The sequence below is a fragment of the Stappia sp. genome (genome assembly GCF_048268045.1).
Classification (GTDB): Bacteria; Pseudomonadota; Alphaproteobacteria; order Rhizobiales; family Stappiaceae; genus Stappia.
Genome location: NZ_JBLWWG010000002.1, coordinates 95,851 through 114,152 on the forward strand (window position 1 = coordinate 95,851; position 18,302 = coordinate 114,152).

Annotated in this window: 18 protein-coding genes; 7 read left to right on the top strand and 11 right to left on the bottom strand. The window is 67.6% G+C overall.

The genetic code is table 11. The features are described 5' to 3' along the window. Window positions 1–94: 94 nt before the first annotated feature. From ACN0WF_RS03000 to coaA, 6 genes are all read left to right on the top strand, one after another. Window positions 95–616, top strand: coding sequence for a DUF2628 domain-containing protein (locus ACN0WF_RS03000; RefSeq protein ID WP_417771297.1), 522 nt, complete (start codon window positions 95–97; stop codon window positions 614–616). A gap of 49 nt (window positions 617–665) precedes the next feature. Next, window positions 666–1,319 (top strand): imidazole glycerol phosphate synthase subunit HisH, encoded by a 654-nt coding sequence (gene hisH / locus ACN0WF_RS03005; protein ID WP_417771298.1) that lies wholly within the window; start codon window positions 666–668, stop codon window positions 1,317–1,319. A 35-nt stretch (window positions 1,320–1,354) separates the two neighbouring features. Next, window positions 1,355–2,086: a 1-(5-phosphoribosyl)-5-[(5-phosphoribosylamino)methylideneamino]imidazole-4-carboxamide isomerase gene (gene hisA, locus ACN0WF_RS03010; RefSeq protein ID WP_417771299.1), complete on the top strand. Its 732-nt coding sequence runs from the start codon at window positions 1,355–1,357 to the stop codon at window positions 2,084–2,086. A 120-nt stretch (window positions 2,087–2,206) separates the two neighbouring features. After that, window positions 2,207–2,983, top strand: coding sequence for an imidazole glycerol phosphate synthase subunit HisF (gene hisF / locus ACN0WF_RS03015; protein ID WP_417771300.1), 777 nt, complete (start codon window positions 2,207–2,209; stop codon window positions 2,981–2,983). 28 nt (window positions 2,984–3,011) lie between these two features. Next, on the top strand, window positions 3,012–3,341 hold the full coding sequence (locus ACN0WF_RS03020; RefSeq protein ID WP_417771301.1) for a phosphoribosyl-ATP diphosphatase: 330 nt from the start codon (window positions 3,012–3,014) through the stop codon (window positions 3,339–3,341). A 119-nt stretch (window positions 3,342–3,460) separates the two neighbouring features. Beyond that, entirely contained in the window at window positions 3,461–4,426 is a 966-nt protein-coding gene (gene coaA / locus ACN0WF_RS03025) for a type I pantothenate kinase (RefSeq protein ID WP_417771302.1), read from the top strand. A 51-nt stretch (window positions 4,427–4,477) separates the two neighbouring features. Here coaA and ACN0WF_RS03030 read toward each other — a convergent pair whose 3' ends face one another. The 10 genes from ACN0WF_RS03030 to ACN0WF_RS03075 all read right to left on the bottom strand — a co-directional run bounded on the left by ACN0WF_RS03030 (window position 4,478) and on the right by ACN0WF_RS03075 (window position 16,213). Then, window positions 4,478–5,785 carry a bifunctional folylpolyglutamate synthase/dihydrofolate synthase gene (locus tag ACN0WF_RS03030; RefSeq protein ID WP_417771303.1) on the bottom strand — a complete coding sequence of 436 codons (1,308 nt, stop codon included), beginning with the start codon at window positions 5,783–5,785 and terminating at the stop codon, window positions 4,478–4,480. 190 nt (window positions 5,786–5,975) lie between these two features. Further along, window positions 5,976–6,920, bottom strand: a complete 945-nt coding sequence (gene accD, locus ACN0WF_RS03035) for an acetyl-CoA carboxylase, carboxyltransferase subunit beta (RefSeq protein ID WP_417771304.1) — start codon at window positions 6,918–6,920, stop codon at window positions 5,976–5,978. Window positions 6,921–6,987: 67 nt separating this feature from the next. Beyond that, window positions 6,988–7,833 (bottom strand): tryptophan synthase subunit alpha, encoded by an 846-nt coding sequence (gene trpA / locus ACN0WF_RS03040; protein WP_417771305.1) that lies wholly within the window; start codon window positions 7,831–7,833, stop codon window positions 6,988–6,990. A 206-nt stretch (window positions 7,834–8,039) separates the two neighbouring features. Then, the gene (locus ACN0WF_RS03045; RefSeq protein WP_417771306.1) at window positions 8,040–9,203 is read right to left on the bottom strand and encodes an iron-containing alcohol dehydrogenase; all 1,164 of its coding nucleotides are present in this window, start codon (window positions 9,201–9,203) and stop codon (window positions 8,040–8,042) included. A gap of 88 nt (window positions 9,204–9,291) precedes the next feature. After that, window positions 9,292–10,680: an aldehyde dehydrogenase family protein gene (locus ACN0WF_RS03050; RefSeq protein ID WP_417771307.1), complete on the bottom strand. Its 1,389-nt coding sequence runs from the start codon at window positions 10,678–10,680 to the stop codon at window positions 9,292–9,294. Between the two features lie 89 nt (window positions 10,681–10,769). Next, a complete protein-coding gene (locus tag ACN0WF_RS03055; RefSeq protein ID WP_417771308.1) occupies window positions 10,770–12,137 on the bottom strand; it encodes a glutamine synthetase family protein in 1,368 nt (455 codons plus the stop codon). Window positions 12,138–12,240: 103 nt separating this feature from the next. Further along, window positions 12,241–13,290: a TRAP transporter substrate-binding protein gene (locus tag ACN0WF_RS03060; RefSeq protein ID WP_417771309.1), complete on the bottom strand. Its 1,050-nt coding sequence runs from the start codon at window positions 13,288–13,290 to the stop codon at window positions 12,241–12,243. Window positions 13,291–13,477: 187 nt separating this feature from the next. After that, entirely contained in the window at window positions 13,478–14,818 is a 1,341-nt protein-coding gene (locus ACN0WF_RS03065; RefSeq protein ID WP_417771310.1) for a TRAP transporter large permease, read from the bottom strand. Continuing rightward, window positions 14,818–15,414, bottom strand: a complete 597-nt coding sequence (locus ACN0WF_RS03070; protein ID WP_417771311.1) for a TRAP transporter small permease subunit — start codon at window positions 15,412–15,414, stop codon at window positions 14,818–14,820. The genes ACN0WF_RS03065 and ACN0WF_RS03070 overlap by 1 nt, the downstream gene beginning before the upstream one ends. After that, complete coding sequence (locus tag ACN0WF_RS03075; RefSeq protein ID WP_417771312.1) at window positions 15,407–16,213, bottom strand: N-formylglutamate amidohydrolase; 807 nt, start codon at window positions 16,211–16,213, stop codon at window positions 15,407–15,409. Before ACN0WF_RS03075 ends, ACN0WF_RS03070 begins: the two co-directional genes overlap by 8 nt. Window positions 16,214–16,389: 176 nt before the next feature. Here ACN0WF_RS03075 and ACN0WF_RS03080 point away from each other — a divergent pair, with 176 nt between their 5' ends. Next, entirely contained in the window at window positions 16,390–17,301 is a 912-nt protein-coding gene (locus tag ACN0WF_RS03080) for a MurR/RpiR family transcriptional regulator (protein ID WP_417771313.1), read from the top strand. A gap of 4 nt (window positions 17,302–17,305) precedes the next feature. On the opposite strand, the gene pcaQ is transcribed toward ACN0WF_RS03080, so the two are convergent. Continuing rightward, complete coding sequence (gene pcaQ / locus ACN0WF_RS03085) at window positions 17,306–18,232, bottom strand: pca operon transcription factor PcaQ (RefSeq protein WP_417771314.1); 927 nt, start codon at window positions 18,230–18,232, stop codon at window positions 17,306–17,308. Window positions 18,233–18,302: the final 70 nt, after the last annotated feature.

Here is an 18,302-nt window from a genome sequence, read left to right on the forward strand (position 1 = left end):
CGCGCAAGCCGCCCGGCCGCATCGTTTTCCGCACGGTCCGTGCGGGCTCGGCACGGGCCCGCAACCAGGCCGGCGCAGACAGGGAGAGGCTGGAATGGCGATCCACATGGTGATGCTGCCGCCCGACATGAAAGGCAGCCCGGCGACCGCCTCCAAGGCCGAGCTGGAGCGGATCGTCTTCATCAAGGACGGGTTCTGCTGGCCGGCGCTGTTCCTCCCCTTGCCGTGGCTGCTCGTCCGGCGGCTGTGGCTCGTCCTCATCGTCTGTCTGCTCTTCGTCGTCGCCACGGAAGTCGCCTCCAGGCTGATCGGCGGCCCGGCACCCGGCGTGGTGACGCTGCTGGCAACGACGCTCTTCGCCTTCGAGGCGAACGGCTTGCGCCGCTGGACGCTGGAGCAGCGCGGCTGGCGCTTTGCCGCCGTCGTCGAGGCGGGCAACCGGGACGATGCCGAACGGCGCTTCTTCACGGCCGCGCTCGCCCCCGCCGCCGGCCCGCCGGCCGCATCTCCTCCCGGCAATCCGGCCGGCGATGCGGATTTCCACCGCCACGGCCCTACGCCGCAGCTGGGTGGCGGGCATGTCGTCGGCCTGAGCCTCGCCCGCCCGCGCCCCTGAGCTTCCCTTCACTTTCTCCCGAATGCACCTCCCCGAACGGACACATCCCATGCTGATCGCCATCATCGACTATGGATCCGGCAACCTGCGCTCCGCCGAGAAATCCTTCGAGCGGGCGGCGCACGGGCACGCCCGGAGCCCGAAGGTGCGGGTGACCGCCGATCCGGACGTGGTGGCGCGGGCCGACCGCATCGTGCTGCCCGGCGTCGGCGCCTTCGCCGACTGCCGGCGCGGCCTGCGCGCGGTCGACGGCATGGAGGAGGCGCTGGTCCACGCGGTGGAGGCGAAGGGCCGCCCCTTTTTCGGCATTTGCGTCGGCATGCAGTTGATGGCGAGCCGCGGCCTTGAGTTCGAGAGGGCCGAGGGGTTCGGCTGGATCCCCGGCGACGTCACCGCGATCACCCCCGATGACCCGGCGCTGAAGATCCCGCACATGGGCTGGAACACGATTTCGCTGCGCGACGCGACCCACCCGCTGTTTTCCGGCATCGACACCGGCCCGGACGGCTTGCACGCCTATTTCGTCCACTCCTTCCACCTGAAGGCGGAACGGCAGCAGGACGTGCTCGCCACCGCGGACTACGGCGGAACGATCACCGCCGTCGTTTCGCGCGACACGATGGTGGGCACCCAGTTCCACCCGGAAAAGAGCCAGCGCCTCGGCCTCGCGCTGATCGCCAATTTCATCGACTGGGCGCCCTGAGCCGGCCGCCCGACGCAAGAAGACACGGACATCCCATGCCCATTCTCTACCCCGCCATCGACCTCAAGGGCGGCCAGTGCGTGCGCCTCAAGCTCGGCGACATGGACCAGGCGACGGTTTTCAACGACGATCCCGGCGCGCAGGCGCTGAGCTTCGAGGAACAGGGCTTCAACTGGCTGCACGTGGTCGACCTCGACGGCGCCTTCGCCGGCGAGAGCCGCAATGGCGCGGCCGTCGACGCTATTCTCGCCGCGACCCGCAACCCGGTGCAGCTCGGCGGCGGCATCCGCAGCCTCGCCCATGTGGAGGCCTGGCTTGAGAAGGGCATCGCGCGGGTCATCCTCGGCACGGTGGCAGTGCGCGACCCGGAGCTGGTGCGCCAGGCGTGCGCTGCCTTTGCGGGGCGGATCGCGGTCGGCATCGACGCACGCGGCGGCAAGGTCGCCGTCGAGGGCTGGGCGGAAACCTCTGAGCTCTCGGTGGTGGATCTGGCACGCCGCTTCGAGGACGCCGGCGTCGCAGCGATCATTTACACAGACATCGACCGCGACGGGGTGCTCGCCGGCATCAACTGGAGCTCGACGCTGGAACTGGCCGACGCGACCTCGATCCCGGTGATCGCCTCTGGCGGCCTTGCCTCCATCGACGACGTCCGCCGCCTCGCCTCGCCGGAATGCGCCAGACTTGACGGCGCGATCTCGGGCCGCGCGCTCTACGACGGCCGCCTCGACCCGGCCGAAGCGCTGGCGGTGCTTTCCGGCAGCTGAGATCCCGCAAGCCCCGGTTCCGCGCGGCGCGGGCGGGGTCCTTCCCCCTTTTCCCGGCTTTGCACCGGAGGGCAGGGGCTGTATGCTGCGACCGCGAAATACGCTGGATAACCGCCTAAGATGTTGAAAGCTCGAGTTATTCCCTGCCTGGACGTGAAGGACGGCCGCGTCGTCAAGGGCGTCAACTTCGTCAACCTCGTCGACGCCGGCGACCCCGTGGAGGCCGCCAAGGCCTATGACGCGGCGGGCGCGGACGAGCTTTGCTTCCTCGACATCACCGCAAGTCACGAGGACCGGGCGACGATCTTCGACGTGGTGCGGCGCACCGCCGAGGCCTGTTTCATGCCGCTGACGGTGGGCGGCGGCGTGCGCACGGTCGAGGACATCCGCAAGCTCTTGATCTCCGGCGCCGACAAGGTGTCAATCAACACTGCGGCGGTGAAGAACCCGGAGTTCATCCGCGAGGCGGCGGAGAAGTTCGGCGCGCAGTGCATTGTCGTCTCCATCGACGCCAAGCAGGTCAACGCGCCCGGCGAGCCGGAGCGCTTCGAGATCTTCACCCACGGCGGACGCACGGCGACCGGCATCGACGCGGTGGAGTTCGCCAGGAAAGCCGTGGACCTCGGCGCCGGCGAGCTGCTCGTGACTTCGATGGACCGGGACGGTACGCGCACCGGCTTCAACCTCGCGCTGACACGCGCCATCGCCGACGCGGTGAGCGTTCCCGTGATTGCCTCCGGCGGCGTCGGCACGCTCGATCATCTGGTCGAGGGCGTGCGCGACGGCCATGCCACGGCGGTTCTCGCCGCCTCGATCTTCCATTTCGGCACGCATACGATCCGCGAGGCCAAGACCCACATGGCCAAGGCCGGTATCGCCATGCGGCTGGACCCGTGACGTACGGCCAAGCGAAGGCGCCAAACCCATGACGGAAACGACCTTCACTCTCGGCGAACTCGATGCCATCGTGCGCAAGCGGGCGCAAAGCGACGACCCGTCGTCCTACACAGCCCGGCTGATGACGAAGGGCGTTTCCAAGATCGCCCAGAAGGTCGGCGAGGAAGCGGTGGAAGCCGCCATCGCCGCCGTCGAAGGCGACCGCGACGGGCTGCGGGGCGAGGCCGCCGATCTGCTCTATCATCTTCTCGTGCTGCTCCACGCCCGCGACCTGCCGCTCGACGAGGTCATGGCGGAACTGGCACGCAGGACCGGCCAGACGGGACTTGAGGAAAAGGCGTCACGCCGCGAAGCGTGACGGCATCGGCTCCGGTCGCGAGGTGCGGCCCGGGCGCGAAAGGATCGAGGCCAGCCGCGCGACCGGGAAACACCGCGTCGAGGGGAGGGCCGCAGCGTGGGTGGCAACAGACCGTCGCCATGGAACAGAGCCTCGACAAATACCGGGAGGATGAACTTTCTCCCTACCGGGTCTTCACAGAGGCGGAGTGGGCGCGCCTGCGCGCCGACACGCCGATGACGCTCACCGCAGCCGAGGTGAGCCGGCTGCAAAGCCTCAACGACCCGGTTTCCATCGGCCAGGTGGAATCGATCCTGCTGCCGCTCTCGCGGCTGCTCGCCTATTATGTGGAAGCTGCCCAGCAGCTGCACCGGGCGACCACCGGCTTCCTGGGCAGCAACGAGATGAAGAACCCCTTCATCATCGGCATCGCCGGTTCCGTTGCCGTCGGCAAGTCGACGACGGCGCGCCTGCTGCAGGCGCTGCTCGCCCGCTGGCCGGCAAGCCCGAAGGTCGACCTGGTGACGACCGACGGCTTTCTCCACCCCAACGCGGTGCTGGAGGCGGAAGGCCTGATGCGGCGCAAGGGCTTCCCGGAGAGCTATGACCGGCCGACGCTGCTCAAGTTCCTCTCCGACCTGAAGGCCGGGCGCCGGCATGTGCGCGCGCCGGTCTATTCCCACTTCTACTATGACGTGATGCCGGGCCAGTTCGTCACCGTCGACCGGCCGGACATCCTCATCCTCGAGGGTCTGAACGTGCTCCAGACCTCGAACCTGCCGCGCGACGGTAAGGAAGTGCCCTTCGTCTCCGATTTCTTCGACTTCTCGATCTATATCGACGCCGAGGAGGACGTGCTGCACGACTGGTACGTGTCGCGCTTCATGCGGCTGCGCGAGACCGCTTTCCGCGACCCCGGGTCCTATTTCAACAAATACGCGCTGACCCGCGACGAGGACGCCCTGGAAATCGCGGAGGACCTGTGGCGGGAAATCAACCTGCTGAACCTGCAGGACAACATCCTGCCGACACGCCCGCGCGCCGACCTGATCCTGCACAAGGCCAGAAACCACACCATCGACGAGGTTCGCCTGCGCAAGCTGTGAGCCCCCCGGCGGGCAGGCGGCTCGCCCCTCCCGACGGACCTGGAACCGGCGTCAGACCGGCTTCAGGCCGTTGAGCGCGAGCACCTCGCCGGCGAGATAGAGCGAGCCGCAGACGAGGACGCGCGGCGCGGTTCCAGGGGCAAGCCCCTCGCCGACGGCAGCGAGCGCGGCAGCGAGCGAAGGGCTTTGCGTCGCCGAAAGACCGGCGGCCCGCGCGGCGACGACGAGTTCGGCCGGATCGCGTCCGCTTTGCGTCGACGTCAGCGGCACGCAGGCGACGTGCGAGGCCAGCCCCTCGAAGGGACGGAAGAACCCGACAGGATCCTTGGTCTTCAGCATGCCGGTAACAAGGCGCAACGGACGCGGATCCGCCTCCTCGCGCTCGGCCATGACGGCGGAGATGGCAACGCCCGCGCCGGGATTGTGGCCACCGTCGAGCCAGAGCTCGGTGCCCGGCGGGCAGAGATCGAACAGGGGGCCGTGGCTGAGCGGCTGCATGCGCCCCGGCCAGTCGACCGCGCGCAGCCCGCGCTCGATGGCGGGCACGGCGGGCAGCAGGCCGGCCAGGCGCAGACTGGCGATCGCCATGCCGGCGTTGACGAACTGGTGACGGCCGTAAAGGCGCGGGGCGGGAAGGTCGAGAAGCCCGGCCTCGTCCTGATAGACGAGCCGGCCCGCCTCTTCCCAGGCCATGAAATCCTCACCGAAGACGGAAAGCGGCGCGCCAAGCTCGCGGGCGCGCGCGCGCATGACCTCAAGGGCCTCCTCGCCCTGCGGCGCGATGACCGCGGGCCGGCCGCGCTTGAGAATGCCGGCCTTCTCGCCGGCGATCTCGGCCAGGGTCTCGCCCAGGTAGCGCTCGTGATCCATGGAGACCGGCGTAATCGTCGCGGCAAGCGGCGCGTCGATGACATTGGTGGCGTCGAGCCGCCCGCCAAGCCCCACTTCGAGCAGCAGAACGTCGGCGGGTTCCTCGGCGAACAGCAGGAAGGCGGCGGCGGTCGTCACCTCAAAGAAGGTGATCTCGTTGCCGGCGTTGGCCTGCTCGCAGATATCGAGGGCGGCGATGAGACGGGCATCGTCGACGATGCGTCCGGCAAGGCGGATGCGCTCGTTGAAGCTGACGAGATGGGGCGAGGTGTAGACATGAACCCGGCTGCCCGACGCCTCGAGGATGGCGCGCATGAAGGCCGTGGTCGAGCCCTTGCCGTTGGTGCCGGCGATCTGGATCACCGGCGGCAGGCGGTCCTGAGGACGCCCAAGCGCCTCGAGAAGCCGTTCCATGCGCCCGAGCGACAGGTCGATCTCGCGCGGATGCAGCGCCAGAAGCCTGTCGAGAATTGCGGTGACCTGATCCATGTCGCTGCCCGTTGCGGCTATGGTCCGGCGCGCCGGAAGCCGCTGCCTCCGCACACCGCGAGACGCGCGCTCGCCCAGTCTGGTTAGGATATCGCCGCCGCCGCCCGCAAGCCCGTTTCAGGCGCGGTGTCGGACGGGCGACAGGCCTCGCCGGTTTTCCGGCATGACCGATCCTGCCCCGACGCTCTCCTCAGGTCGCGCCCTGATCGGTCGCGGCCGCTTCGCCCTGCACCGGCGCAGCGTCTTCCGCCGGCGCCTCGAGCTCGGCCATCTCCGGCACGGATACCTCGGTCTTGGTCAGGATGCGGCAGATGCGGGCGATGGTCTCCGGCAGGTGGTGACGGTGCACCACCATGTCGACCATGCCGTGATCGAGCAGATACTCGGAGCGCTGGAAGCCCTCCGGCAGCTTCTCGCGGATGGTCTGCTCAATGACGCGCGGACCGGCGAAGCCGATCAGCGCGCCCGGCTCCGCCAGATGCACGTCGCCGAGCATGGCATAGGAAGCGGTGACGCCGCCGGTCGTCGGATTGGTGAAGACGACGATGAAGGGCAGCCCGGCCTCGCGCATCATCTGCACACCGATGGTGGTGCGCGGCATCTGCATCAGCGACAGGATGCCCTCCTGCATGCGCGCGCCGCCCGACGCGGCGAAGAGCACGAACGGCGTGCCGCGCTCGACGGCCGTCTCCAGCCCGGTAAGCACCGCCTCGCCGGCTGCCATGCCGAGCGATCCGCCCATGAAGGCGAAATCCTGCACCGCCGCCGTCATCGGCATTCCGCGCAGGGTGCCGGTCGCCACCGTCACCGCGTCGTCCGTACCGGTCTTGGTGCGGGCATCGCGGATGCGGTCGGTATAGCGCTTTCCATCACGGAACTTGAGCGGGTCGGCCACCACCTCGGGCGTCTTGACCTTCTCGTAGGCGCCGTCGTCGAAAAACAGCTCCAGCCGCTTCGCACCCGAGACGCGCATGTGGTGGCCGGAGTTCGGCACCACGAACTGGTTGGCCTCGAGATCGCGATGGAAGACCATCTCGCCAGTCTCCGGACACTTGATCCAGAGGTTCTCCGGCACCTCCCGCTTCTGCAGGAAGCCGCGGATCTTCGGGCGAACGACGTTGTTGATCCAGTTCAAGGCAGTTACCGTCCGTTGTGTTGGTTCGGCGCGCGGCGAGCGCTCTCGGCCCCCGCGCGAAAATTCGTCAGTTGACCCCTTCGGCCGCCCGGGAACGGGCGACCCCGCCGGCAAGTTCGCGCACCAGCGCGGAGACCGCCTCCACCGTCGCGCCGGTGGCGCGTCCCTCGGCATCGAGGCTGTTGCGCACCGCCTCGACCAGCACCGAGCCGACAACGACGCCATCCGCATCGCGGCCGATAACCTCGGCGTCCTCGGCGGTCTTGACGCCGAAGCCGACGCCAACCGGCAGATCCGTGTGGCGCTTGATGCGACGCACCGCCTCGGCGACATTGGCGCGGCTCGAGATGGTTGCGCCGGTGATGCCGGTCACAGAGACGTAATAAACGAAACCGGAGGTGTTGGCGAGCACGGCAGGAAGGCGGCGGTCGTCGGTCGTCGGCGTCGTCAGGCGGATGAAGTTCAGCCCCGCGGCCAGCGCGGGAAGGCAGAGCTCGTCGTCGGCCTCGGGCGGAATGTCGACGACGATCAGCCCGTCGACGCCAGCCTCCTTCGCCTCGGCGACGAAGGCCTCCGGGTCGCGCACATAGATCGGATTGTAGTAGCCCATCAGCACGATCGGCGTGTCGTCGTCATGCTTGCGGAAGGCGCGCACCATGTCGAGCGTGCGGGCCATGGTCTGGCCACCGGCCAGCGCGCGCTGGGTGGCAAGCTGGATCGGAATGCCCTCGGCCATCGGGTCGGAGAAAGGCATGCCCAGCTCGATCACATCCGCGCCGGCGCCGGGAAGCGCGTCGAGAATGGCCTGCGAGGTCGCAAGGTCCGGGTCGCCGGCGGTCACGAAGGTCACCAGCGCCGGCCGGTTCTCGGCCCGGCATGCCGCAAAGCGGCGGTCGATCCGCGTCTCAGTCATCTGCCCGTCCTGTGCCCGTCGTCTCTTTGCCCCGGAACCCGGCGTCGGCGTCCGGAAATCGCAAAGGGGCATGTAGGGGGGGAAGCCCGCCGCTGTCAATCGACGGCGCGACGACGCGCGCGCCAAGTGCGGCAAAAAGCGCGCGGGCCGATCCCGCCCGCGCGCCGTCTCGTTGCCTCCTTCCGGCGCACCGGAAGGGGCGGGGATCAGAGCTTTCCGGCAAGCGCCGCGTCGAAGATGGCGCGGGCGCCGTCAACGGTAAGCTCGACCGGATTGCCGCCGGCGGTCGGATCGACCACGGCCATCTCGGCGATCTTCGCCGCCTGGGCGCCGTCGATCTTCAACCCGGCCAGCGTCTGCGGCACATCGAGATCGGCACGCAGCGCCAGGATCTCCTTCATGAAGCCGTCGAAACCGCCGGACATGCCGAGATAGCCGGCCAGACGCACGATCTTCTCCTCGATGGCGTCGCGGTTGAAGGCGAGCACATAGGGCATGAAGACGGCGTTGGTCATGCCGTGGTGGGTGTCGTAGAGCGCGCCGACCGGATGGGAGAGCGCATGGATGGCGCCGAGCCCCTTCTGGAAGGCGACCGCGCCCATGGCTGCGGCCGACATCATGTGGCCGCGGGCGAGAAGATCGTCCGGCGTGTCGGCGACGCGGCGCAGGTTCTCGAAGACGAGGCGAATGCCCTCCACCGCGATGCCGTCGCCCATCGGATGGTAGAAGGTCGAGGAATAGGCCTCCAGGCAGTGCGCGAGCGCGTCCATGCCGGTGCCGACGGTGAAATAGCGCGGCATGCCCACGGTCAGCGCCGGATCGCAAATGACGATGCCGGGCAGCATCTTGGGATGGAAGATGACCTTCTTGGTGTGAGTCTCCTCGTTGGTGATGACGCCGGCGCGGCCGACCTCGGAGCCGGTGCCGGCGGTGGTCGGCACGGCGAGGATCGGGGCGATGCCGTCCGGATCGGCGCGCGTCCACCAGTCGCCGATGTCCTCGAAGTCCCACATCGGCCGCGTCTGGCCGGACATGAAGGCAATGACCTTGCCCGCATCCAGTCCCGAGCCGCCGCCGAAGGCAATGACGCCATCGTGGCCGCCGGCGCGGTAGGCGGCAACGCCGGCCTCGACATTGGCGCCGGTCGGGTTCGGCTTGACCTCGCTGAAGAGGCCGGGCTCGAGGCCCGCGGCCTTCAGGATCTCGAGCGCCTCGCCGACCATCGGCAGGCGCGCAAGGCCCGGATCGGTGACGAGGAGCGGGCGTGACATGCCCAGGCGCTTCGCCGCGGAGCCAAGCTCCTGGATGCGCCCGGCGCCGAAACGCACGGAAGTCGGATAGGACCAGTTGACGGAAGGCGTGGAGCTCATGAGCGTTCGACCTTGAGAGCGAGGGAGAAACGAGCCGTCCCCGGAGCGGAGAACGCGCCGGGAACGGGGAACCGGTTGGGGACGCGCCTCAGAGCGAGGTGCGCAGGTGGTAGGACTTCGGCCGGGTAAGCGACATGTAGCCGAACTCGGACAGGGCCGCGCCCCGGCCGGTCTCCTTGACGCCGGTCCACACCAGGGCCGGGTCGAGATAGTCGCAGCGGTTCATGAAGACGGTGCCCGTCTCGATGCGGTCGCCGACCGAAATCGCCGCCGCCTCGTCCGCGGTCCAGATCGAGGCGGTGAGCCCGTAGGGGCTGTCGTTCATCAGCGAGACCGCCTCTTCGTCGTCGCGCACCTTCATGACACCGACCACCGGGCCGAAGCTCTCCTCGCGCATCACCGACATCTGGTGATCGACGTCGACGAGAACCTGCGGCATCAGATAGGGCGTGCCCTCCTCATTGGCCGGGAAGAGCTTCGGGTCGACGAGCGCCCGCGCGCCCTTGCGCAGGGCCTCGGCGGTCTGCTCGCGCACATGGGCGGCGAAGCGCGCCTGGGCCATCGGCCCGAGCGTCGTCGCCTCCTCGAGCGGATTGCCGAGCTTGTAGCTGGAGGCGAAATTCACCAGCCCCTCGACCACCGTGTCGAAGTGGCTCTCGTGCACATAGATGCGCTCGATGCCGCAGCAGCACTGGCCGGAGTTGAAGAACGCCCCGTCGGCGATGCCGTCGATCGCCGCCGCCACATCCGCGTCGGCGCGGATGTAGGCAGGATCCTTGCCGCCGAGCTCGAGACCGAGCGAGGCGAAGGTGCCGGCCGCCGCCTTCTCGATGGCGCGCCCGCCGGCAACGGAGCCGGTGAAGTTGATGTGATCGATGCGCCCCGAGCCGAGCAGGGCCTCGGTCTGGCCGTGGTTGAGCACGATGTTGCGGAAAACGCCCTTCGGCAGGCCGGCGGCGCGGAAGGCCTTGTCCAGCCGCTCACCGACAAGCAGGGTCTGGGCGGCGTGCTTGAGGATCACCGTGTTGCCGGCGATCAGCGCCGGGACGATGGTGTTGATCGCCGTCATGAAGGGATAGTTCCAGGGCGCGATGACCATGACGACGCCGAGCGGCTCGGGTCTGACATAGCGGGTGAAGCCCGGGCGGTCGGTGTGACGGCGGGGCTTCAGCGCCTCTTCGGCGATCTTCACCATGTAGTCGGTGCGCTCGCGCGTGCCGCCCTGTTCGCCGCCGTAGCGGATCGGCCGGCCCATCTGCCAGGCGAGCTCCGGGACGATCTCGTCGTTCATCGCCTCGAGCGCCGCAACCGCGGCAAGCACCGCATCGCAGCGCTCGGACAGCGGCGTCGCCGCCCAGGAAACCTGCGCGGCGCGCGCCTCGGCCACCGCCTGGTCGATCTCCGCTCCCGTGGCCACGGGACGTTCGGCATAGACCGAGCCGTCAACCGGGGAAATCAGCTTGATCGTGTCGGACATTCAGCACCCAATCGTCATCCGGCCGCGCCATGCGGCCGCAACAGAAACGCCGCGCCAACCGCGCGGCAGGCAAACGGCGGCCGCGGACCCTATGCCCGCTCGAAGCCGCGCGCGATCTCGTAGTCGGTGACCACGCGGTCGAACTCTTCCTGCTCCCACTCGGCGGCTCGCACATAGTGGTCGATCACCGCGTCGCCAAAGGCCTCGCGCAGCATCTTCGACTTGCGCAGGGTCTCGGACGCCGCCCGCAGCGAGCGGGGAACGTCCTTCAGCCGGCGCGCCTGATAGATGTCGCCGGTCACCGGATCGTCGAGCTCGAGCTTCTCCTCCATGCCGCGGATGCCGGCCGCAAGCTGCGCGGCAAGCGCCAGATAGGGGTTGAGATCCGAGCCGCCGATGCGGCATTCGACGCGCACCGCCTTCGAGCCCTCGCCACAGAGCCGGAAGCCGGCGGTGCGGTTGTCGATCGACCAGGCTGTCTTGGTCGGCGCGAAGGTTCCCTTCTGGAAACGCTTGTAGCTGTTGATATAGGGCGCCAGGAAGCAGGTGTAGTCCGGCGCATAGCGGATGAGGCCGGCCATGTAATGGCGCATCGTCTGCGACATGCCGTGCGGAGCGTCCTTGTCGAAGAAGACCGGCTCGCCCGACTTCGTCCACAACGACTGGTGCACATGGGCGGAGGAGCCGACCTTCGCATGGTGCCACTTGGGCATGTAGGTGACCGCATGGCCGTGCTGCCAGGCGATCTCCTTGGTCGCATGCTTGGCGATGGCATGGTGGTCGGCGCAGGCAAGCGCCTCCGCGTAGCGGATGTTGAGTTCCTCCTGTCCGGCCTCGGCCTCGCCTTTCGAGTTCTCGACCGGAACGCCGGCGGCGACCAGATGGTTGCGCACCGGCCGCATCACGGCCTCCTCGCGGCTGGTCAGCAGGATCGAGTAGTCCTCATTGTAGGCCGACAGCGGCTCGAGGTCGCGGAACCCGGACTTGCGGATCTCCTCGAAGCTCTTCTCGAACAGGAAGAACTCGAGCTCGGTGGCCATCATCGCCGTGAGGCCCATGGCCTCGAGCCGCGCGACCTGCGTCTTCAGCATGGCGCGCGGCGAATGGGGAACCGCCTGATGGGTGTGATGGTCGAGCACGTCGCACAGCACCATCACCGTGCCCTCCAGCCAGGGCAGGGGGCGCAGGGTGGAAAGGTCCGGCTTCATCACGTAGTCGCCGTAGCCGCCGGCCCAGCTCGTCGCCGCATAGCCCTCGACCGTGTACATCTCCAGGTCGGTCGCCAGCAGGTAGTTGCAGCAATGCGTCTCCTCGAAGGAGTGCTCGATGAAGTTGCGCGCGTGAAAGCGCTTGCCCATCAGCCGGCCCTGCATGTCGACGATGCAGGCCAGCACGGTGTCGATCGAGCCGTCGTCGACGGCCTTGATGAGCGCTTCGAAGGTCAGATTGCCAGCCATGGATCATCGTTCTCGGTTTGGCAGAAAGCTGCGGTATCACGGCCGGGCACGCCGGCGGGAAAGGCCGGGGACGGCGATGTCGCCGCCCCCGGACGCGTCACGCTCAGGTGTAGCGGTAGGGCCGCCCAGCCTTCTGCATGTCGGAGTTGTACTTCTTGAAGATCTCCACGACCTTCGCCTTGATCTCGGACTCCGCCGCGATCTCGTCCCAGAACTTGACCGCGGCTTCCTCCACCGTCGCCCATTCGGCGTCCGGGATCGAGGTCAGCTCCATCTTGGTTCCGTCCACGCGCAGGCTCGCCTCGCCGCCCCAGTACCACCACTGGCGATAATAGTGAGAGGCGTCCATGGCGAGCTGAAGCATGACCTTGAGATGCTCGGGCAGCTCGTTCCAGCGATCCATGTTGGCAAAGAAGGAGCCCGCCCAGGCACCGGAGATGTTGTTGGTGAGGAAGTAGTTGGTCACATCGGCCCAGCCGACGGTGTAGTCCTCGGTGATACCCGACCAGGCAACACCGTCAAGCTCGCCGGTCTGCACCGCCACCTCGATGTCCTCCCAGGGAAGCGTCACCGGAACGACGCCGAACTGGCTCAGGAAGCGGCCCGCGGTCGGGAAGGTGAACACGCGCTTGCCCTGCAGGTCCGCGAGGCTGCGGATCGGGTTCTTGGTGGCGAAGTGACAGGGATCCCACGAGCCGGCGGAGATGTGCTTGACCCCGACCTTGGCGTATTCCTCCTCCCAGATCTCCTTCAGGCCGTACTGGTTGAACAGCACCGGCACATCCAGCGAATAGCGGCTGGCAAAGGGGAAATAGCCGCCGAAGACGGTCACTTCCGTCGGCGAGGCCATGGAGTCGTCATCCGACTGCACCGCGTCGATGGTGCCGCGCTGCATGGCGCGGAAGAGCTCGGCCGTCGGCACGAGCTGATCGGAGAAATAGAGCTCGATCTCCATCTGCCCGTTGGCGGCCTTGTTGAAGGCGTCGATATGCGGCTTGATCACATGCTCGGCCAGCGCCGGGCCGGCGTAGGTCTGCAACCGCCACTTGATCGGCGCCTGGCCCAGGACGGCCGGCGCGGCAAGCGTGGTGGCTCCTGCGGCGGCGACGGAGCCGAGGCCGGCCTTCTTGAGAAAATCGCGTCTGTTGGTCATCGGTATCATTCCCCTCTGGTTGGTCGATCTTTCGGCACCCGGGTTTCCCGGGAGCCCAAACGTCATTTCGACACCGCGTGCTTTCAGCCCGTTCTCGTTGTTTTCCGCGGGGACCTCTCATCCCGCCCGGTTTCCCCGGGTCTTGGCCTTCGGCCCCGCATTTCCTCTCCCCCGGTTCCGCATCTCCTCAACGGCCGTAGACATAATCAGGCAGCCACAGAGCGATCTGCGGGAAGACCATCAGGATCACCAGCGCGAGCACCATCACGATGACGAAGGGCGTGATCGATCCGTAGATGTCGCGCATGGAAATCTCCGGCGGAGCCATGGCGCGCATCAGGAACAGATTGTAGCCGAACGGCGGCGTCATGTAGGCGATCTGGGTGGTGACCGTGTAGAGCACGCCGTACCAGATCAGCACCTCGTCGCGCGGCAGGCCGAGATCCAGCGTGCCGACCAGCGGCACGTAGAGCGGCGCCACGATCACCAGCATGGCGGTGTCGTCGAGAAAGGTGCCCATCACCAGGAAGGACAGCTGCATCAGGATGAGGATCATCCAGGGATTGAGGCCGAGCCGCTCGGTGAAGAGGTCCGAGATGGCGTTGACCGCACCGAGACCGTCGAAGACCGCGCCGAAGCCCAGCGCTGCCAGAATGATCCACATGAACATGCAGGAGATCGCCAACGTCTGCCGCACGCAGGTGATGAACACCTTCCGGTTCATCCGGCGGCGCAGGACAGCGGCGAGAAAGGCGGTGATCGCACCGATGGCCGAGCTTTCGACAAGGCTCGTCCAGCCATTGACGAAGGGCACCATCATGGCGGCGAAAATCACCAGCGGCAAAATGCCGGCGCCGAGCAGCCGCAGCTTCTCGGCCCGAGAGACGTTGCGCTCCTCGGCGCTGAGCGCGGGTCCGAGCGAGGGCTTGATGCGGCAGCGCACGTAGATATAGACGACGAACATCGCCGCCATCATCAGCCCCGGCACGATGCCGGCCAACCAGAGCTGGCCGACCGGCGCGCGCGCGATCATGGCGTAGAGCACGAGCACCACGGAAGGCGGCACCAGAATGCCGAGCGACGAGCCGGCCTGGATCACGCCGGTGACCATGCGCTTGTCGTAGCCGCGCTTGAGCAGCTCGGGCAGGGCGATGGTGGCGCCAATGGCCATGCCGGCGACAGACAGGCCGTTCATCGCCGAGATCAGAACCATCAGGCCGATGGTGCCGATGGCCAGCCCGCCGGACATCGACCCCATCCACACGTGGAACATGCGATAGAGATCGTCGGCAATCTTCGATTCCGACAGGACGTAGCCCATGAAAATGAACATCGGCAGCGTCAGCAGCGGATACCACTTCATCAGCTTCATGGCCGAGGAAAAGGGAATGTCCGCGCCGCCCGTGCCCCATAGCGCCAGGGCCGCGACCGCAGCCACGCCGCCGATCGCGGCAAAGACCCGCTGTCCCGTCAGAAGCATCAGCATCATCGAGGAGAACATCAGCAGGGCGATCATTTCATAGGACATCAGATCTCCTCTCCGCGGATGCGGGCAATGTCCTTGATCAGTTCCGAGATCGCCTGGAGCAGCATCAGAAAGAAGCCGAGCACCATCACGCCCTTGATCGGCCACAGATACGGCCGCCAGGCGGTGGGGCTGCGCTCGACATAGCCGATCACCTCGCCGGCCGCGTCGGGGCCGCCGGTAACGAAGGCAACGACGAGATCCTTGAAGAAGACGAAAGGCTCGGTGCCGAAATGACCGAGCGAATAGGCCATTGAGTTGAGGCCGCCATAGAGCAGGACACCCAGGTAGAAGATCAGCACGAAGACCGTGAAGGCGTCGAACCAGGCCTTCTTCTTCACCGACCAGTTTGCATAGAAGAGATCCATGCGCACGTTCGAGCCGAGCTGGATCGAATAGGGTCCGCCGAGAATGTAATAGGCGACCATGGCGAACTGGGCGATCTCCAGCGTCCACTGGGACGGCAGGAAGAAGGTCTTGGAGATCGACGACCAGAGCAGGATCGCCATCATCACGAAGATGCCGAACATGACAATGCAGCCGAGGACGCGGTTGAAGCTGTCGACACCGCGCACGTAGGCCCGCGCCAGACTACCCATTGCGCGCCCCTCTTTCGACAAGAGCCGCCTCGCCGGCGCGTAGCGCCCGCGCGAGCCTTTCTCCCCACAGCCGTTCTCCGGCCGGATCGGCCACCTCGTCGTTGCGGATCTCGACCATGGCGCAGGCGAGGCCGCGCCTCTCGCCGTGGCGGTGAAGCGTGTAATAGACCCCGTCGCGCGGCGCATAGGGCTCATTGTCACCGATGTCGGAGATCGACTGCGCCGCCAGGTCGGCGCGCATCGCATCGGCAAGCCGGCGGTCATGGTTGGACAGGATGCCCACCGGCCAGGGACGGGAGACGCCCTTGTAGACCGGCGTGAACGTGTGGATCGAGACGACGATGCTCTCGATGCCAGAGCCGGCGCGCGCCTCGATAAGCGCCTCGACGCGGGCGTGGAAGGGCGCATGGGACAGCGCGATGCGGCGGGCACGGGCCGCCGCGTCGAGATCCTGATTGCCCGGCACCCGCGTCGTCTCGCTCACCGCCGGCACGAGATCCGGCGCGGAAACGTCGCGGTTGCAATCGATGACGAGGCGGGAAACATCGGGAAACACCAGCGGCGCATCGAGCGCGGCGGAAAGATGGCGCGAGACCCCCAGTGCGCCCGGATCCCAGGCGATATGGGCGCGCCGCGCCTCGGCATCGAGGCCGAGGTCGCCGAATTCCGCCGGAATCCGGTTTGACGCGTGGTCGCACAGGATAACGACGCGGCCCCGGCCGCCGGCGTTCTCCGTGACGATGGGGGCATCCCCGAGGGGCTCCCCGTTCGGCATGCCTGATGCCGGCTGCGGCGTCATGCGCCTCTCCCCCGCTCCGGGCGCCGGCTGGAAACGGCCCCGTGGCTGCACTGCGAACCGGCAACGCTTGTTATATTTGTTACAGAATTGCGTTGCCTGCGCCCTTCTGTATGATTTGATACACCATGGTTCCGATTGTCAATCGGGTTTCAAAAACGGCACTGCCGAGGCGGCACATGACGCAATCGCTGGCGGAAGAGATCCGCGAAAGGCTCGGGGAATGCACGGCGACGGAGCGGCGTGCGGCGCTGGCGCTGCTTGGCAACTATCCCGTTCTGGGGCTGGGAACGGTCGCGCAATTCGCGGCGGCCGCCGGCGTCAGTTCGCCGACGATCCTGCGCTTCGCCACGCGGATGGGCTTTGCCACCTATGCCGCCCTGCAAACCCGGCTGCGCACCGAGCTTGAGGATCAGTTGCGCTCGCCTCTGGCCAAGGCGCAGGCCGGCGGCGGCGTCGGCAAGCCGGTGGCGGGACAAGGCATCGGCGCGCTGGCCGACGCCGCCCGCACCAACATCGCCGAGACCTTCCGCCAGCTCCCCGAGGCCGAACTTGCCGCCGTGGTCGCGCTGCTGGCCGACGAACGCCGCACGGTCCACCTGCTCGGCGGGCGCTTCACCGACGCGCTCGCCCGCTACATGGCCGCGCATCTGCGCATCGTGCGCTCCGGCGTGGTGCATCTGCCCGGGCAGGAAGGCAACTGGCGCGACTTGCTGCTCGACATGGGTCGCCGCGACGTGCTGGTGGTCTTCGACATCCGCCGCTATCAGGCCGACCTCGGGCGGATGGCGGAGAGCGCGTCGGCGCTTGGCGTGACGGTGGTGCTCGTCACCGACAGCTGGCTGTCGCCGATCGCAAGTGTCGCCGCCCATGTGCTGCCGGCGCGCGTCACCGTGCCTTCGCCCTGGGATTCGGCCGCCGCCCTCCTCGTCATCGCGGAAACGCTGGTCGCCGGCGTCACGCAGCACGATCCGGAGCGCAGCGAGCGGCGCATGGCGATGCTGGAGCGGCACCGGGATACGGACCCCGCAGATCCGCGCCCGGGCCCGTCGGCGACGCGCACCGGCGGACCGCAGGACGGCGACGGATGAGCCGCTAGCCGGCCAGGCCGCCACGCCCGCAGACCGCCTTGCGCAAGGCCGCAATGAAGGCGACCAGATCCGGCGTCTGCGTCTCCTCGGCGCGGGTCGAGATGCCGACCGGACCGAGGGTCAGCGCCGTATCGACGGGCAGCGCCACCAGCGCGCCCTCGGCAAGATCAGCCGCAATCACCCCGTGCGAGATGATCCAGACCGCATCACCGGAACGGGTGAAGGCCCGACCGAAGGCGTTCGAGACGGTCTCGATCCGGCGTGGCAGGTGGCCGATGCCATTGGCGACCATCAGCCGCTCCACCAGCGGCCGGATCGCCGCAGAACGGTTCGGAAAAAGCACCGGGAACGCGCCGAGCCGGGCGAGATCGGGATCGGCGATGAGCGGATGCCCCGGACGCACGGCGAATGCAACCTGCTCGGCGTAGAGCTGGCGGAAGCTGAGGCCCTGCATCGCGTCGGGGCGGCCGAGCCGGCCGATCACCACGGTGAGCGCGCCGGAGCGCAATTGATCGAGCAGATGGCCGTTCGGGCCGGTGACGATCTCGAGCGTCGCGCCGTGGCCCTGCTCCAGATAGAGGCGCGCGGTCTCGGGAATGACGCTGGCGGCCACGCTCGGCAGGGCGCCGACGCTCAGCACCCGGTCGCTGCCCCTGCGCGCCTGCTCGATGCCGTCGAGCCCCTCACGCAGGGCGGAGACCGACAGGCTCGCGTAGTGATGGAAAACCTCGCCGGCCTGGGTCAGGGCCACGCCGCCGCGTCCGCGCTCCATCACCGTCACGCCGAGCAGGGTTTCCAGCTCCTTGAGCGTCTTCGAGATCGCCGGCTGCGTCACACTGAGCGCATCCGCCGCCTCCGAGAGGCTGCGCCGGCGCGCGATCTCGAGAAAGGCCTCGAGATGTCGCAACTTCAACCCCATGCCGACCCGCATGCGCTGCCTCCGCAGATTGAGCGATTTGGTTATGCAAATACGCCGATTTCTTATTTTACATTACCAAACC

Excerpts from the sequence above, each read along its gene's own strand:
- ACN0WF_RS03000 (WP_417771297.1), top strand. The coding sequence starts at position 95 with ATGGCGATCCACATGGTGATGCTGCCGCCCGACATGAAAGGCAGCCCG.
- hisH (WP_417771298.1), top strand. The coding sequence starts at position 666 with ATGCTGATCGCCATCATCGACTATGGATCCGGCAACCTGCGCTCCGCC.
- hisA (WP_417771299.1), top strand. The coding sequence starts at position 1,355 with ATGCCCATTCTCTACCCCGCCATCGACCTCAAGGGCGGCCAGTGCGTG.
- hisF (WP_417771300.1), top strand. The coding sequence starts at position 2,207 with ATGTTGAAAGCTCGAGTTATTCCCTGCCTGGACGTGAAGGACGGCCGC.
- ACN0WF_RS03020 (WP_417771301.1), top strand. The coding sequence starts at position 3,012 with ATGACGGAAACGACCTTCACTCTCGGCGAACTCGATGCCATCGTGCGC.
- coaA (WP_417771302.1), top strand. The coding sequence starts at position 3,461 with ATGGAACAGAGCCTCGACAAATACCGGGAGGATGAACTTTCTCCCTAC.
- ACN0WF_RS03030 (WP_417771303.1), bottom strand. The coding sequence starts at position 5,785 with ATGGATCAGGTCACCGCAATTCTCGACAGGCTTCTGGCGCTGCATCCG.
- trpA (WP_417771305.1), bottom strand. The coding sequence starts at position 7,833 with ATGACTGAGACGCGGATCGACCGCCGCTTTGCGGCATGCCGGGCCGAG.
- ACN0WF_RS03045 (WP_417771306.1), bottom strand. The coding sequence starts at position 9,203 with ATGAGCTCCACGCCTTCCGTCAACTGGTCCTATCCGACTTCCGTGCGT.
- ACN0WF_RS03050 (WP_417771307.1), bottom strand. The coding sequence starts at position 10,680 with ATGTCCGACACGATCAAGCTGATTTCCCCGGTTGACGGCTCGGTCTAT.
- ACN0WF_RS03055 (WP_417771308.1), bottom strand. The coding sequence starts at position 12,137 with ATGGCTGGCAATCTGACCTTCGAAGCGCTCATCAAGGCCGTCGACGAC.
- ACN0WF_RS03060 (WP_417771309.1), bottom strand. The coding sequence starts at position 13,290 with ATGACCAACAGACGCGATTTTCTCAAGAAGGCCGGCCTCGGCTCCGTC.
- ACN0WF_RS03065 (WP_417771310.1), bottom strand. The coding sequence starts at position 14,818 with ATGTCCTATGAAATGATCGCCCTGCTGATGTTCTCCTCGATGATGCTG.
- ACN0WF_RS03070 (WP_417771311.1), bottom strand. The coding sequence starts at position 15,414 with ATGGGTAGTCTGGCGCGGGCCTACGTGCGCGGTGTCGACAGCTTCAAC.
- ACN0WF_RS03075 (WP_417771312.1), bottom strand. The coding sequence starts at position 16,213 with ATGACGCCGCAGCCGGCATCAGGCATGCCGAACGGGGAGCCCCTCGGG.
- ACN0WF_RS03080 (WP_417771313.1), top strand. The coding sequence starts at position 16,390 with ATGACGCAATCGCTGGCGGAAGAGATCCGCGAAAGGCTCGGGGAATGC.
- pcaQ (WP_417771314.1), bottom strand. The coding sequence starts at position 18,232 with ATGCGGGTCGGCATGGGGTTGAAGTTGCGACATCTCGAGGCCTTTCTC.